We start from the raw sequence: 16,328 nt of genomic DNA, 5'->3' as shown, positions 1-16,328 counted from the left end.
ATATTTTCAGCAATTATTTTTTAGTTGAGGATTTAACTTACAAGGTTTCAAATATACTTCAATGTGGTCCAAAAGGTTTCGTTGATATAGCTTTATTCGTTCAATTAGAAAGCTTTATCGACGAACTACAAGGAGTCGTAAATACGAGGATTTAACTAATGTTTAAGGATATTTCCTACGGGAGAATTTAATGAAAAACCCCATTTAAGTGTTTATAGGACAAAAGGAAGTTAACAATTAAGATGTTCGACTAAAGCTTCCACCATTTTTTGGTGGATTTTCCATAGCCATAACCATATTTACCACCATAACCCAATTCTGATGCTTTAACGTCATTTACGGCAAAGCATAAGCCTTTAATTTTCCCTTCTTCTTGCAATTTAATTGGGTATTCCACGGCTTTAACTTCAGTGGTTTCGGCTCTTGTCACATAAATCAAGTGGTCTGCATAGTTGCTGATAAGAAGTGTATCGGTAACTACCATCAACGGTGCCGTGTCCACCAATACGTAGTCGTATTTTTCTGACGCTTCTTGTATCAAAGTTTTCATTCTTTTACTAAGAAGTAGCTCAGCAGGGTTAGGCGGAATCCTACCAGAATATACAACATCGATTTCATTTTCATATACCAGCATTGTGTTGGTAACATCCTTCATTGTTAGGTCTTTATTAAGGATATACTCCGTTAATCCAGCATCTTTGCCTCGTTTGGGACTTGCCAGATTGTCTGAATATCCCCCTGTAAAGAATGAATAGATTTTAGGGTTTCGAATATCAGCTCCGATTAAAAGCACTTTTTTATTGGTACTTGCCAATATCATGGCCATGTTCGATGAAACAAACGTTTTACCCTCACCTGAAACACTGGAAGTGATATAGACGACATTGTTCTTTCCAAATCCACTAGATTGTCTCGTTTTTATTAAATAATCTAAGTTGGTTCTTACAATTCTTAAAGCTTCCGCTAAAACGGAACGATCATCTTTAACAATGATTTTTTCCTCTTTTTTACTCAACCTTGGGATTTCACCTAGAATTGGAACACCGTCAACCAGTTTTTCCAGCCCATGTAAATTGTGGATCTTATTGTCTATTAGACTATGTACATAAATCACAGAAAAAGGCATCAAAAAGCCAAATATCAATGAGGCCAAATAAATAACTGGTCTGTTTGGTGAAATAGGATAAGGCGTTGGATTGTATGCACTATCAATTATTTTACATTTTTGGGCAGTAGATGCTACGGCAATTTGAGCTTCTTCCCGCTTTTGAAGCAAATACAAATAAAGGGATTCTGTTGTTTCTTGTCTTCTTGTAATATCCCTTAGCGCACGTTCATTTTTGGGCGCTGAATAAATTTTTGACCGGATAATAGCTTGTTGGTTACTTAAGGTATTCACCTGCATCCCCAAGTTATTCACCGTACTATTCAAACTGGATTGCATTGTCCTTTTTAAACCATTAAGCTGTTGATCAAGGTTTACAATTACCGGGTTTTTCTCGTTTGAACTTTTGAGTAATCGATTTCGTTCTAGTACCAACTGATTATAACGTTCCGCATTACCGGCAATACCAGGATCTGAAAGCCCAAGATTAGAAGGTAATACTTCGTAACTCTCTTGTTGATCTACCATTTCCTTCATAGAAGCTGCAATCTGGAGCTGGGTATTTGCATTGGCAAGATCCTGCCTATTTGCTGCCCCGATGTTAAGGTTGATATTTGCTTCGGAGGCGATATCGGTTACCCCTCGTCCTGTTTTAAATTCCTCTGCACTTTGGTCAACAACATTTAAGCTACTAGAGATATCAGCTATTCTGGCATCAATAAAATCAGCGGTTTTGTCGGCAATGTTTTTCTTATCCGCAATAGCATTTAGGTTGTACACCTTTATCAATTCATCTATGACATCCGTAGCTTTTTCTTTAATAGGGTCCTCCAACGAGATATATACAATATTTGAAAACTCATCAGCTACCGTAATGTTCAATCTATCATTATAGGACTGAGCCATGAGTCCAACTGGAGTAACGGAAACTTCTAATTTTGCTTCCTCATATTTGCGAAGTACTCTTGAGTTAGGGGTAACCACCATGTCTCCTATAGGAGTATCAATATTACGTCCAAAAGGCACAATTGTTGGTGGATCTTCTTCATATTCACTATACCCGAAATCAGTTTCGGAGTTATAGGTAAAATAAAATGCAAAGTCAGCCTTGTTCAGCGTGGAATCCGGTGCAATAAAATTTACATTAATCGGAGGATTTGCATAAAATTCGGTATCTCGAATATCACCTAATGCGGTAATTGTTGTATTAAGTCCGAGGGCCCGGACAACATCAATGAGATTGGACCTGGAATTGATGATTTCGATTTCATCTTCTACCTTGTTTTTGGCGCCAGAAAAAACATCAAGTTCACTAAATAAATCTAATCCAGAAGAGGAATCCTTGTCTTCCTCTATTTGTATCTTGGCCTCAGCAATATATTCTGGGGTAGTATATCTTAAATAAAGGTAACCTAGTACCAAACACACAAACATAGATAATGCAAACCATTTCCAATGTTTCACATACGATAGGAGTAGTTCTTTTAAATCAATGTTTTCACCCATAATATATACTAACGGCTAAGATAAATTCTTTAATATTAATTTCTGGTAAGTAAAATCACTGCCGAGGTCAACAGTACAGAACCAATTGAAACCCAGATACTTGCCCTGTTATCCAATTGTGAAGATGTAACTGCCGATTCGTTTGGTTCTACATATACCACATCGTTTTGCGTCAGGTAATACACCGACGAATTCAATGCTTCTTTACTTCTTAAATCAATTCTATTGTAAACTTTGGTACCATCAAAATCGCGAATAACCATTACATTATCACGCTGTCCTTTGATCGTTAAATCACCTGCAAGACCAAGTGCCTCCAAAATAGTTATACGTTCCCCATTTACTGGATAAGTTCCAGGTCTGTTAACTTCACCCAAAATGGTTACTGTAAAGTTTTGCAGACGAATATTTATAATTGGGTCCTTTAAATAATCGGCAAGCTCGTCCCGTAACAAAACTCTTACCTCTTCTGGGGATAGACCCACAATTTTTATTTTACCTATTACTGGAAAATCAATTTCACCAGCCTGATCTACTAAGTAATCTACACTTTGAGGAGTAAACCCAGTATTTCCGCCTCGCAATCCACGATATAAATTAAAGGGTGCGCTTGCTTCTTCATTAAGCGTAGAAACATGTATACTTACCACATCATCAACCTTGAATTTTGGTGTGAAGCTGTTACGATCCACAAAAGTTTCAAATTCGCCAGCATTTTGAAAATAGACAATATCCTTTTTTGAAGCACATGAAGCCAGTAACGAGATTAACAATAGAATTGGTAATCTTGTAAGTAAAAATTTAGTTTTCATAAAATTGTTATTGGTTATGGGTATTGATCTAATTAGGATTGCAACATTTTCTCGTCTTTAACGTCCTGTTTTTTTCCAGAAGATTTTTTTGTGCCCTTCTCATCAAATTTACAAAGGTTGGAGTTATTGGAAATATACTCAGGTACAATTTCCTTCATTATTTTGATCGTATTTTCATTGAAGAATATATTGGAGATACATAACTCATCTATTTTGGACCGAATTAAATTATAATCCAACTCCCGAACCTTACTGATCATTATCTTTTTATGATAGGTAGGAAGGGTATTTTCACCATTTGCCAAGAGTTCTTCATAAAGTTTCTCACCTGGCCGTAAACCTGTAATCGAAATGTCAATATCCTCTGGATATCTTAACCCAGATAATTTTATCATGTTCTTGGCCAGATCATAAATACGCACAGATTCACCCATATCAAAAATGAAAATTTCACCGCCTTGTCCCATAGCACCGGCTTCCAATACCAACTGAGATGCCTCAGGAATTGTCATAAAGTAACGTGTAATATCCTTATGGGTCACGGTTAATGGTCCACCTTTCTCTATTTGTTTTTTGAATAGAGGAATAACAGAACCGTTGGAACCTAAAACATTTCCGAAGCGGGTGGTAATGAATTTTGTTCCTCCTTTTTGTTGCATGCAACTGATGTACATTTCGGCAATTCTTTTGGTTGCCCCCATTACATTGGTTGGATTTACCGCCTTATCCGTAGAAACAAAAACAAACTTATCCACCTCATGAGTCAAAGCAAGGTCCGCGATTGTCTTAGTTCCACCCACATTTATCTTAACAGCTTCATAAGCATTGTACTCCATTAAGGGTACATGTTTGTACGCAGCGGCATGAAAAAGAATGTCAGGTTTATGTTCTTCAAAGAACATATTCATCCGGTTCTTATCCCTAATATCCGCAACAAGGGGTAAAAAATTGTGATATCCGTTCTGTTTTAACTCTTGCTGTAAATTGTAAAGAGCAGATTCTGCTTGATCAATAATAATTAATGTTTTATAGTCATATGTAGCAATTTGTCTTACAATTTCGCTACCTATTGATCCAGCCCCACCCGTAACCATTATCGTTTTTCCTTTTAGTTCATCAGTCACCTTTGACTTCTTGATATTAATAGGAACACGATTTAATAAGTCTTCAATTTGTACATTTTTTATCTGGGATACCTTGAACTCGCCATTTATCCAATCCTGAACAGGTGGTACAATCTTGACTTCGACATCAAAATCCACTAGCCCTTCAACTAGTGTGCGCAATTTGTGGTTATCAATTACGTGGATAGCCACAATGATTTCGCTAACATTGTTACTGGCTAAAAAGTAATCTTCCAATACATTCCTTCCGTAGACTTTGACACCATTTATGGTTTTACCCACTTTCATTTTGTCATCATCAATATAACCTATGACTTTGATATTACTAGCACTGTGGCTTGTAAGGGCATTATATGCGATCACACCAGATTCTCCCGCACCGTAAATCATTACGTTTTTTACGGTTTTAAATCTTTTGGTCATACTTTCAAACATTGTCTTGAAGGTATACCTTGCAGCTGTTAGGGCAATAAAAGCAACTAAGCTATGTATGATTATTATGGAAAGTGGAATTGTAAATCCATCCATAAGATCTAGTTGCCTATTAAGTATTACAACGAAAATGGTAAAAATGCTACTTAAACATATTGCATTGAAAATGTTGTATACATCCTTAATACCAGTGTGCCGAACAAACCCTCTGTATGAACCAGTCAGCATAAAAGCCACTCCTGATATAAACATTACAATAGGTAGCTGAATCAAGAATTTCTCTACATCAAAATTCAAAGTCATGTTAAACCTAATGATGTAGGATAAGACAAATGTGATTCCTATTATAGTTACATCAATAAGCAGTACCAACCACTTGGACGCGTACTTTCTTGTCGTATTCAATAAGTAATTCTGTATCATGCCAATGCAACTTTTTTAATTATTGAAACGACTCTTTCCAAATCTTCCTGCTCCATATTGGAGCCACTAGGTAAACAAAGTCCTCGATTGAAAAGATCTTCTGAAGTTCCATCTGAAAAATGCAAACAACTCGCAAATACAGGTTGTAGGTGCATTGGTTTCCAAAGTGGTCTAGATTCTATATCTTCCTGGTCAAGTGCCAAACGAATGCTTTCTCTTTTGTCAAAACTATCTGTCAGTATGCATGTCAACCATCTATTGCTGTAAAAACCTTCAGGCTCTTCAAGAAACTCGATTCCAGCGATACCCGATAAATTTTTCAAATAATAATCAAAATTGAAACGTCTTGCCGCTACCCTATCATCAATCACTTCCATTTGTCCGCGTCCAATACCAGCAAGAACATTGCTCATCCTATAATTGTATCCAATTTTGGAATGTTGGTAATGCGGTGCTTTATCCCTTGCCTGCGTAGCTAAATGGACGGCTTTTTGCTTTATGGATTCATTCTTTGTCAGCAAGGCGCCACCTCCAGATGTGGTGATTATCTTGTTCCCATTAAAGGAAAAAATACCTATTTCGCCAAACTGTCCACATTTCATCTCTTTATATTCGCTTCCCAAAGCCTCTGCACTATCTTCTATTACAGGAATTCCATATTTTTTTGAAATTTCCTGTATTTCCTCAATTTGATAAGGCATACCATACAAATGCACTGCTACAATTGCTTTTGGTTTTTTCCCATTGGATATTCTATCCAAAATTGCCTTTTCCAATAACTCTGGTGAAATATTCCATGTTTTCGACTCACTATCAATAAACACTGGCGTAGCTCCCAAATAGTTAATTGGGTTAGCTGAAGCCGAAAAGGTGAAACTCTGACATAGCACTTCATCCCCTTTCCCAACACCTAAGAGCTGCAATCCAAGATGGATTGCCCCTGTACCTGAGCTCAAGGCTGCGGCATGGACATTGTTGTTCAAATAAGATTCCAAGGAATTTTCAAAAAAATTGACATTGGGACCGAGTGGGGCCACCCAATTGCTATCAAAAGCCTCTTTAACATAAAGTTGCTCTGTACCGCCCATGTGGGGTGATGATAGCCATATTCTGGTTTTGGTCATCAAAATTTGGGTTTTTTGAGGTTTTTCATGTTCAAAAATAGATATCCCCTTAGCTTAAATCCCCAATATTCGTTAAAGCCATAAAAATATCGATTAAATGAACCCTTTGCCCCTTGGATTGCATATATGAACATTCAAGCTGTGTCATTTATCCGTTAGAGCGTATATTTTGTCCAAAAGCATTAGGATCACGATCTTTAATTTTATAATCTTTGCAGCTGAAAAATATTCCTGATGAAAAAAATCACAAAAATCTGTTGTATTGGTGCTGGTTATGTTGGCGGTCCCACAATGTCCGTAATTGCTTTAAAATGTCCTGAAATCCAAGTCACGGTTGTTGACTTGAATGAAAAGCGCATTGCCCAATGGAACGATGAAGACCTAGATAAACTGCCCATATATGAACCCGGATTAAAGGAGATTGTTGCGCAAACTAGAGGCAAGAATTTGTTCTTTTCTTCAGACGTTGACAAAGGGATTGACGAGGCGGAGATGATTTTCATATCCGTGAACACCCCGACTAAGACATATGGTAAAGGTAAAGGGCAAGCAGCGGACTTGAAGAATATTGAGTTATGCGCCAGGAATATTGCCAGGGTAGCTAAAGAAGATAAAATTGTAGTGGAAAAATCCACCTTACCAGTGCGTACAGCCGAAGCACTAAAAAGCATATTGGACAATACAGGTAAAGGTGTGAAATTTGAAATACTTTCCAATCCAGAGTTTCTTGCTGAAGGAACTGCAATAGAAGATTTGCTAAATGCGGACAGGGTCTTAATTGGAGGTGACGAAACGGCTGCCGGACAGGCAGCTAAGGATGCACTTAGTTGGGTTTATGAACATTGGATACCTAAAGATCGGGTGCTGCAAACCAACGTTTGGTCGTCAGAATTGTCCAAGCTTGTAGCAAATGCCTTTCTGGCACAACGTGTCTCATCAATAAATTCAATATCAGCACTTTGTGAAAAAACAGACGCCAATGTTGCTGAAGTCTCGCGAGCTATCGGTTTTGATAGTAGAATAGGCTCAAAATTCTTGAACTCTTCTGTTGGATTTGGTGGGTCATGCTTTCAAAAGGATATTTTGAATCTTGTTTATATCGCCAAAAGTTTTGGTTTGACCGAGGTTGCAGATTATTGGGAACAGGTCATCATTATGAACGACTACCAAAAAAGACGTTTTGCTGATAATATTGTTTCTACATTATACAATACAGTTTCGGGTAAGAAAATTGCTTTTTATGGTTGGGCTTTCAAAAAAGATACTAATGACACTAGGGAGTCGGCAGCAATTTACATTGCAGATGCATTACTCGATGAAATGGCCCAAGTAGTGGTCTATGACCCAAAAGTAAAGGAAGAGACCATTTATAATGATCTCGATTATTTGGGTACACGAAGTCCAGAAGAAAACCGTAGATTATTAAAGGTTGTAAGTGACCCCATGGAAGCAGCGGAGCAATCACACGCCATAGCCATTTTGACTGAATGGGATGAATTCAAAACTTATGACTGGCAAAAAATCCATGAAATCATGTTAAAACCGGCATTTGTCTTTGACGGCAGAAGGATTTTGGAAAATGAAAAAATGGAAAAGTTAGGGTTTAAGTTCTATAAAATTGGACAATCCCATTAATTAAACAAGGACAACAGATCAGCACGATAAAAATCGTAATTTGCAACCCTTATTATAATACCATTAAAAGGGAAGCATGAAAATATTGGTCACTGGAGCTGCTGGATTTATTGGTTACCATGTAAGTGAACTATTGTTACAAAATGGACATGATGTAGTTGGAATAGACAATATCAACGATTATTACAATCCACAGTTAAAGTATGATCGCTTAGCGGAATTAGGTATTGATCAACATGCCGCCGATGACTTGAAATCCGTTGCAATTAGCAGTAAACATGGTGCGAAGTTCAAGTTTTTAAAAATTTCCTTAGAAGATACCAAAACACTGAACAAACTCTTTGCAGAGCAGCGTTTTGAAGCAGTTTGTAATCTTGCTGCACAGGTTGGAGTTCGTTATAGTTTGAAAAATCCAGGTGCATACGTCTCCAGTAATATGGTCGGATTTATGAACATTTTAGAATGTTGCAAAAACAATTCTGTTGAACACCTAGTTTATGCTAGTAGCTCAAGTGTTTATGGTTTAAATGAAAAAATCCCTTTTAACGTTAACGATAATGTAGACCAACCAATTAGTATATACGCTGCCAGCAAAAAAAGCAACGAATTAATGGCACATACGTACAGTCATTTATACGGTTTGCAAACTACTGGACTACGTTTCTTTACAGTATATGGGCCATGGGGAAGACCAGACATGGCAATGTTCTTGTTTACAGAAGCCATCGCAACTGGCAAACCGTTGAAAGTCTTTAACCACGGCCAAATGAAAAGGGATTTCACCTATGTACAAGATATTGCCCAAGGAATCTATAAAGTACTTACGGAAACAAAAGACCTTGGTTCCTCCCGCTCTTTGTATAAAGTATATAATATTGGAAATACCAAGTCTGTTAATCTGTTGGATTTCATTGAGGAAATTGAGAAAAACCTTAACCAAGAAGCTGTAAAAGAAATGCTGCCAATGCAACCAGGAGATGTAGAAAATACATGGGCAGATGTAAGTGAATTGATAAAAGATTACAAATATCAACCTTCCGTATCAGTAAAAGAAGGGGTTAAATCTTTTGTGAAATGGTATCAGATTTATTATGGTAAATAGAAACGTGAACACAGTCAAATGTTAACGAAAACCGCAGTTTATCGATGATTTTCATAAAAGTGCGTTAAAAATAAATTTAAAATAATCCAAAACACTAATTCATCACGTAGTAGAGCAATAAATAAAAATTGCTTGGAAATTAAAAAAAGGTGCATTTCATCGAAAAAACAAAGCTTTTGGTCGGAGTTATTGAGTAATCGCCTAATTTTACATTCCCAAATGTCACCTAAAATAACTTAATTTACACTACGTATGAATTTGCACCCCACAAAATTCATTGCTTTGATTCTTTTTGTATTTCTTTTAACCTTAAATCTCTCATGTAGTAAGGACTCGGATATCTTTAACGAGGTAATTTCCGATGAAATAGAAAAAAATATCGAGGACGCTGAATCCCCCGACGGAAATTATGTTCTCTTAACAAAATCATTCTCACCTCTACACGATGCCTACCTACAGTCTAGTGCAGGGTACAACCTAAATATTATAAGACTAGAAGAAGATAATCGAACTAGTTATATGATGTTCGATTTAAGCACACTTCCTGGGCCAGTAGTTGATGCCAACCTAAGTTTTGTGATTGATAGTGACCAAGGAGATGGCACAATCAACGTCTTTAAATCAGAAAATACAAACTGGTCGGAATCCAACCTTAACGGAAGCAATGCCCCATCCACAGATGTATTGCTGGGCACAATGGGAAAAACCTATAGTTTAGGTAGTCAGCAAGAACTAAGTCTGAACACTTCTGACATTGAAACTGATGCTTTCAGCTTGGTTATGACACACAGTTCAGGAAATGACCTGGCATTTTCTTCTAAAGAGAATCCCAACAATAATGGTCCTAAACTTGTTGTAACCTATCAAGCTCCTCCTGGTTACGTTGATCCAAACCCGCAATCTGGTAATGGAAATTCCGGTGGAGGTAACTCTGGCAGTGGAGACAACACTGGTGGTGGAGACAATACTGGTGGTGGAGACAATACTGGTGGTGGAGACAATACTGGTGGTGGAGACAATACTGGTGGCGGAGACAATACTGACAATACTGGTGGTGGAGACAACACTGGCGGTGGAGACAATACTGGCGGTGGAGACAATACTGGTGGCGGAGACAATACTGGTGGTGGTCAAGACAATCGACCTGAAGATGGCGCTTATTATGTAACTCCGAATGGTAGTCCAAGCAACAATGGACTATCCGAAAATAACGCATGGAGTATCACCCATGCATTTGCAATGGCAGCTGCAGGCGATGTAGTTTATGTAAAAGCAGGAAATTATGGAAGTGTTGAGTTGAATGTTGATAATTCAGGTATGCCAGGAAATCCAATACGCATTATTGGCTATACCAACACTCCTGGTGATTTAGTGAGTAATCAAGGATCAACCTTTAATTATGGAGATCAACTGGATGCTAGTAAAATGCCGCTGATTTCTTCTGGATCTGACATTGGATTAAAAGTATACGAAGATTATGTGGAAATCGAGAATTTCCAGATTACCAATTATAGAACAGGTGTTCGCTCTACTGGTTCACATGTGGTTTTAAGAAATATTGTCGCCACACAATTTGGAACACAATCAAGTTATAATGCCTATGACGGTTTTGGAATCGTAATCACTGGAAATGAATCGCTATTGGAGAACAGTTTTGTATTAAATGCTACTGCTGAAGCCATAAAATTATTCGATTCTGATAACTCACTTGTGAATTACTGTACCGTTTACGCGGACAATCCTAGCAATCCAACAGATTATTATTATCTATTGACAGGAGGTACCAATAACACGGTTGTTCAGAACTCCATAGCGGACAGGGCTTCCGGATTACAACATGGAGGACACGGTTTTGACATGAAGGATTTAGCAGAGTACAATACGTTTAGAAATTGCACTGCTAGGTTAACCAATTTTGAGTTGAACTTCTCAGGAGTTAAAAACAATATTATTGAAGATTGTGCCGTGTACGGTGAAGGTACGGGTTCTGGTCAATGGCATGCCAATATTTTTATTGCAAATGGTGCTAACAACAATCTAATTAGAAATACACTTATTAAAGACACTTGGACTGCCATAACCCTTGTTGAACAGGATGATGGATATGTTGGACCAGGCGGTGATCGGGATTTAGAAGATTTAGGTTACAACAATACATTTGATAATGTTACTATTGAAAATACAAATCGAATGTTGAATATTGGTGGCGGAAACACATTCTCAGCTACTGCTAGAAACTACACATTCAGAAACTGTAATGTTACCAATTTTGATTCCGTAGCTATTGTCTATTTTGGTACAGAAAATTTTCAATTCCAAAATTGCAACTTCCAAAATGGTGATAAACTATATGTCGAAGCGCAAGAACAGTATGCCCCATATAGTAGTTTCGATGTTTCTTGGACCAATTGCACCTGGTCTAACGTAAATTTCGCAGCGCCAAACTAAATAGCATTACAATACCTATAGATCAACGGGTAAGCAGATCGCTTGCCCGTTTTTTTTATCCTTTTAACTAGGTCTTTAACAATCCTTAGGTATTAATCCGATATTTGCCACCTCGAATTAGCCTAAATGAGCCTAGGGAAGAAAATGTTTCATGGAGTAGTATGGAGTGGTTTGGAAAAAATTTCCATTCAGCTGGTACAATTCGTTATTGGTATCATACTAGCAAGAATTTTAACACCCAAGGAATATGGTATAATTGGTATTCTATATGTGTTTATTGCAATATCCAACGTTTTTATAGACAGCGGCTTCACCAAAGCTCTAATCCAAAAACAGGATCGAACGGAAGAAGATAAGTCAACCGTTTTCTGGTTTAATTTACTTATTTCTTTGGTCTGCTACATACTTCTCTGGATTACTGCACCTTACATAGCTGATTTTTATGAATTGGACGTTCTTAAAAATCTTCTAAGAGTTTTGGCCTTGGTATTGATCATCAATTCATTGTTTACAGTTCCTACCACACTACTGAACATTGACCTGGACTTTAAGACCTTGGCAAAGATCAACTTCATTTCGGTTTTTGGAGCTGGCATGGTAGCCATATACTTGGCAATGGAAGGCTACGGTGTCTGGGCGTTAGCCTATCAAACTTTATTGAAATCGATTCTTTCATTGGTAATGACTTGGTTTTGGGTTCGATGGAAACCGCGTCTTTTATTTTCAAAAGCATCATTTGGAACCTTGTTCTCTTACGGATCAAATTTATTGGTATCATCTTTACTGGGAGTCGCTGTAAACAATTTCTATGCGTTATTTATCGCTAAGTTAATCAGCACCAAGGACCTTGGATACTACACCCGTGGCACACAATTTTCAGATTTTGTTTACGGAACCATAAGTTCAATTTTAGACAGCGTATTGCTACCGGGTTTATCCACAATTCAGGAACAACGAGATGTACTTATAGCGCAAACTAGAAAAGTTATCAAATTGACGGCGCTAATAACAATACCAGTTTTTTTGTTATTGGCCTTAATGGCAAAACCCATTATCATTACATTATTAACTGAGAAATGGGCACCAGCTGCTCCTATAATGCAATTCTTCTGTATTGCCCGTTTAATTACCATTATCTCAGGTATAAACGTTAATCTACTCTATGTCATTGGTAGAACGGATTTGGCGCTTAGACAACAATATTCAAAAATCGCTATACGTGTTGTTTTGCTGGTTGTATCCTTAAAATATGGGATTGTGATTATAGCGTTGGCAGAATTGATCTCAACCATTATACATTTTTTCATCAATACATATCATCCTGGTAAAATTATGGGATACGGTGCACTGTCACAGATTAAGGACATGAAAATGATTTTTTTATCATCAATACTAATGGTAATGGTAACCTTTCTTTCCGTTTACTTTATTGACGATAATTTAGTGAAGGTATGCATTGCTCCGCTTGCCGCACTTGGTTCGTATTATTTGTGTATGAGAATATTTAAAATTGAAGAATGGAACAGTTTATTTGCCATGAGTAGAAAGTTTTTAAAAAAATAACTAAAACTAGAATTACATCAAAAAAATAAGATAGCAGTATATTTTTAGGAATGCCAACAATACTTTAACAATAGCGTCGTTCATTCTTTGAAATCAAGCACAATCATAAAAAAGATAAAGAATGTAGGTGGTGTTTTGTTTTTGAACTGCTAATTGATTTGCACCAACATTTCCTGTTAAATTGTACTTTTGTCAGATTTTATATTAAAATAACCTATCCTAAATAATGGAAAATATTAAAAATAACAAGCTTGCTATAATTGGTCTTGGATACGTTGGAATTCCATTAGCAGTTGAATTTGTCAAAAATGGATTCGATGTTATCGGATTTGATATAGATACAAACAAAATCGAAGAACTTAAAAGTGGCCATGACGCTACCGGGGAAGTTGACGATGAAGATTTGGATTTCATGGCAAAAATTAATTTCTCACATAACGATGATGATTTAAAATCTGCCAACATTTACATAGTTACCGTTCCTACTCCAATAGACGGTTCAAAAAAACCGAATCTTAATCCATTAAAAGGAGCTAGTAAAACTGTTGGGAAGCAACTTTCCAAAGGTGACATCGTAATCTACGAATCCACTGTATATCCAGGTTGTACAGAAGAAGATTGTGTACCAGTACTTGAAGAACATAGCGGGCTAGTTTTCAATGAAGACTTCTTTTGCGGATATTCTCCTGAAAGAATAAATCCCGGGGACAAACAAAGAAGAGTACACAACATTGTAAAGGTTACTTCCGGCAGTACACCTGAAATCGCAAATTTTGTTGATCAACTATATAATGAAATTATCACCGTAGGTACACACAAGGCGTCAAGTATTAAAGTCGCTGAAGCCTCCAAAATCATGGAAAATACACAGCGTGATTTGAATATTTCACTGGTCAATGAGTTTGCCTTGATTTTTGACCGCCTAGGTATTGATACTGTTGAAGCATTGGAAGCTGCTGGTACAAAATGGAACTTTTTACCGTTTAGACCTGGACTTGTTGGAGGACATTGTATTAGTGTAGATCCTTATTACCTAACTCATAAGGCAGAAAGTTTAGGATATCATCCTGAAGTGATTCTATCCGGTAGACGGATAAATGACGATATGGGTATCTACATTGCCAATCGGGTTATTAAATTGATGGTGAAAAACGACTTAAAGGTCAAAAATGCCAAAATCCTAGTTCTCGGAATAACATTTAAAGAGAACTGTCCGGACATAAGAAATTCTAGGGTTATCGATATGGTAAGAGAACTGAAAAATTTTGGTACGGACATGGACGTTTACGACCCTTATGCCAACAAAGAAGAAGTGTTTGATGAGTATGGTCTAAGCTTAGCGCCTAAAATCGGCAAAGGATATGACGCAATAATACTATCCGTGGGCCATGAAGAATTTAAAAACCTGGACTTGCCAAACTTAAAGTCAAGTAACAATACTATCGTGTTTGACATCAAAAGTTTCTTTCCAAAAGAATGGGTGACGGATCGATTGTAATAACATTATGTTCTGCTTTGACCGCAATAATCCATGTGGTCAAAGCAGAACAATCCAAGTTCATTAATTTGCTACCAGGCCGGATCCGGAATTTCAGTGATTAATTTTTCCACGACATCAGCATCATAGATATCCGCAATAGGAACGACAAAAAACAACTCATTACTTCTTAAAGCTCTTTTGAAATAGCTGTTATCACCATTGAACATTTCTGTTTTGGCAGTTTGAAAGGCTTTTCTCAATGCCTGCTCACCAAACCGCCATTCTGTATCAGGTCTTAAGTCATGCATTGCCTCTAAGGCAAACAATTTGTCTTTTTGTCTATTTAAACCAAGTGGATGGGAATAAATTCTTTTAAAATAAATAGCATTGGAAAAATTTGGAGGCAGCGGCATTGTTCCACCTGAATTACCATAAGGGTAATGCTCATTGATTATATAATGATTGGAATATAGATACAGTTCACCTTCACTTATACTATCAGCTTTAAGGGCCTCCATCAAAGCAATGGTAGTATATTGATGTTCCTTGTGTGCATCCAAAGCCGGATAGGGTGTTACAATGACATCAGGTTTAACATGAGAAACTATGATCTGCAAATTCTTGACCATATCTTCCCAGTTAGAACTTCCTGTTATACTATCCTTAAGAAAGGAAAAATTTTGTTTTCGATAAACATTTATATCTGTGGCTTTCGTAAACGTTGCAGGGAATTCCTGACTCTTCTTTTTATACATTTTTTCCAAATTGGAATAATATGCAAAATTCAGAATGCTATCATGGTGGACTCCGCCCAATAGCGGGACCGAGATACTATTCCATGTCCTTAGCTGTCCCTTTTTACGATAATGTAAAATCGAATCTGTATAAACCTCATCATATTTAAAAGGGCCTGATTCACCAGATTTTATATTTAAAACAAAGACATTCGAGTACTGACTATATATTCCATAAGCCGCGATTTCAGCATCATCAGGATGGGTGCCAATAACCAAAATTCGTTTGTCATCCAAAGGCTCATTTTTAAAGTAAATCAATTCAGCATCTTGATTGTTGATTCTCAGACTGTTCGCAGAGAAATTCAAACGGGTTTCGCCTTCAGTTAACAAATTACTGATATTCAAATATCTAAATCCTTTAGCACCGTCCTCAAAATATTCCAATACAGATTTATCGCCATTGGAAATCTCTACGCTGGGTGTACTCCATTTACCCTTGAAAGTTGCCTGAACAGTGACTTTTAGGAAGGCAGTGAATCCCTCCCCAATATCTTCCGGTATTGTAACGGAGTTATCAAGGTAATCCAGAATTATCAAGTTACTTTCCTTGAATTCATAGTCGTAATCTACTTGAGTATCATAATAATAGATATTATTTCTATAGTTGGCGTACCGATATACAAACAGTGCCGTAAACATTAACAATAATGTGATCAATGCCACAACAAGCCTTTTCCTTTTCATCAATGAAAGTTTGATATGCTCAAATTTACTAACAGGACAATGGTGTTGCAAGAAAAGTTAGCATATGTTTATATCAGGTATATTTTGAATATA

The 16,328-nt window shown here is 37.0% G+C and carries 10 protein-coding genes; 5 read left to right on the top strand and 5 right to left on the bottom strand.

Going from position 1 to position 16,328, the window contains the following annotated elements; translation table 11 throughout:
- Positions 1-250 precede the first annotated feature (250 nt).
- Genes M3P19_RS16200 through M3P19_RS16185 form a run of 4 tightly spaced genes read right to left on the bottom strand, consistent with a single transcriptional unit; the run spans position 251 to position 6,526 of the window.
- The gene (locus M3P19_RS16200) at positions 251-2,611 is read right to left on the bottom strand and encodes a GumC family protein (protein WP_249658740.1); all 2,361 of its coding nucleotides are present in this window, start codon (positions 2,609-2,611) and stop codon (positions 251-253) included.
- A 35-nt stretch (positions 2,612-2,646) separates the two neighbouring features.
- Positions 2,647-3,423 carry a polysaccharide biosynthesis/export family protein gene (locus M3P19_RS16195; protein ID WP_249658739.1) on the bottom strand — a complete coding sequence of 259 codons (777 nt, stop codon included), beginning with the start codon at positions 3,421-3,423 and terminating at the stop codon, positions 2,647-2,649.
- 32 nt (positions 3,424-3,455) lie between these two features.
- Positions 3,456-5,402, bottom strand: coding sequence for a polysaccharide biosynthesis protein (locus M3P19_RS16190; protein WP_249658738.1), 1,947 nt, complete (start codon positions 5,400-5,402; stop codon positions 3,456-3,458).
- Complete coding sequence (locus M3P19_RS16185) at positions 5,399-6,526, bottom strand: DegT/DnrJ/EryC1/StrS family aminotransferase (RefSeq protein ID WP_249658737.1); 1,128 nt, start codon at positions 6,524-6,526, stop codon at positions 5,399-5,401. The genes M3P19_RS16190 and M3P19_RS16185 overlap by 4 nt, the downstream gene beginning before the upstream one ends.
- 234 nt (positions 6,527-6,760) lie before the next feature.
- Between M3P19_RS16185 and M3P19_RS16180 the strand changes: the two genes are divergently transcribed.
- The 5 genes from M3P19_RS16180 (at position 6,761) to M3P19_RS16160 (ending at position 14,772) form a co-directional block, all read left to right on the top strand.
- The gene (locus tag M3P19_RS16180) at positions 6,761-8,161 is read left to right on the top strand and encodes a nucleotide sugar dehydrogenase (RefSeq protein ID WP_249658736.1); all 1,401 of its coding nucleotides are present in this window, start codon (positions 6,761-6,763) and stop codon (positions 8,159-8,161) included.
- 76 nt (positions 8,162-8,237) lie between these two features.
- Positions 8,238-9,263 carry an NAD-dependent epimerase gene (locus M3P19_RS16175; protein WP_249658735.1) on the top strand — a complete coding sequence of 342 codons (1,026 nt, stop codon included), beginning with the start codon at positions 8,238-8,240 and terminating at the stop codon, positions 9,261-9,263.
- A 252-nt stretch (positions 9,264-9,515) separates the two neighbouring features.
- Positions 9,516-11,711: a DNRLRE domain-containing protein gene (locus M3P19_RS16170; protein WP_249658734.1), complete on the top strand. Its 2,196-nt coding sequence runs from the start codon at positions 9,516-9,518 to the stop codon at positions 11,709-11,711.
- Between the two features lie 126 nt (positions 11,712-11,837).
- Positions 11,838-13,274: a lipopolysaccharide biosynthesis protein gene (locus tag M3P19_RS16165; RefSeq protein WP_249658733.1), complete on the top strand. Its 1,437-nt coding sequence runs from the start codon at positions 11,838-11,840 to the stop codon at positions 13,272-13,274.
- 226 nt (positions 13,275-13,500) lie between these two features.
- On the top strand, positions 13,501-14,772 hold the full coding sequence (locus M3P19_RS16160) for a nucleotide sugar dehydrogenase (RefSeq protein WP_249658732.1): 1,272 nt from the start codon (positions 13,501-13,503) through the stop codon (positions 14,770-14,772).
- A gap of 71 nt (positions 14,773-14,843) precedes the next feature.
- Here M3P19_RS16160 and M3P19_RS16155 read toward each other — a convergent pair whose 3' ends face one another.
- On the bottom strand, positions 14,844-16,235 hold the full coding sequence (locus M3P19_RS16155; RefSeq protein ID WP_249658731.1) for a PIG-L family deacetylase: 1,392 nt from the start codon (positions 16,233-16,235) through the stop codon (positions 14,844-14,846).
- Positions 16,236-16,328 lie beyond the last annotated feature (93 nt).

It is taken from the genome of Flagellimonas spongiicola, assembly GCF_023502425.1.
Classification (GTDB): domain Bacteria; phylum Bacteroidota; class Bacteroidia; order Flavobacteriales; family Flavobacteriaceae; genus Flagellimonas; species Flagellimonas spongiicola.
Note: the sequence above shows the minus strand (reverse complement) of the source record. Positions and strands in the feature narration are given on the sequence as shown.

Excerpts from the sequence above, each read along its gene's own strand:
- M3P19_RS16200 (WP_249658740.1), bottom strand. The coding sequence starts at position 2,611 with ATGGGTGAAAACATTGATTTAAAAGAACTACTCCTATCGTATGTGAAA.
- M3P19_RS16190 (WP_249658738.1), bottom strand. The coding sequence starts at position 5,402 with ATGATACAGAATTACTTATTGAATACGACAAGAAAGTACGCGTCCAAG.
- M3P19_RS16195 (WP_249658739.1), bottom strand. The coding sequence starts at position 3,423 with ATGAAAACTAAATTTTTACTTACAAGATTACCAATTCTATTGTTAATC.
- M3P19_RS16165 (WP_249658733.1), top strand. The coding sequence starts at position 11,838 with ATGAGCCTAGGGAAGAAAATGTTTCATGGAGTAGTATGGAGTGGTTTG.
- M3P19_RS16185 (WP_249658737.1), bottom strand. The coding sequence starts at position 6,526 with ATGACCAAAACCAGAATATGGCTATCATCACCCCACATGGGCGGTACA.
- M3P19_RS16180 (WP_249658736.1), top strand. The coding sequence starts at position 6,761 with ATGAAAAAAATCACAAAAATCTGTTGTATTGGTGCTGGTTATGTTGGC.
- M3P19_RS16175 (WP_249658735.1), top strand. The coding sequence starts at position 8,238 with ATGAAAATATTGGTCACTGGAGCTGCTGGATTTATTGGTTACCATGTA.
- M3P19_RS16170 (WP_249658734.1), top strand. The coding sequence starts at position 9,516 with ATGAATTTGCACCCCACAAAATTCATTGCTTTGATTCTTTTTGTATTT.
- M3P19_RS16155 (WP_249658731.1), bottom strand. The coding sequence starts at position 16,235 with ATGAAAAGGAAAAGGCTTGTTGTGGCATTGATCACATTATTGTTAATG.
- M3P19_RS16160 (WP_249658732.1), top strand. The coding sequence starts at position 13,501 with ATGGAAAATATTAAAAATAACAAGCTTGCTATAATTGGTCTTGGATAC.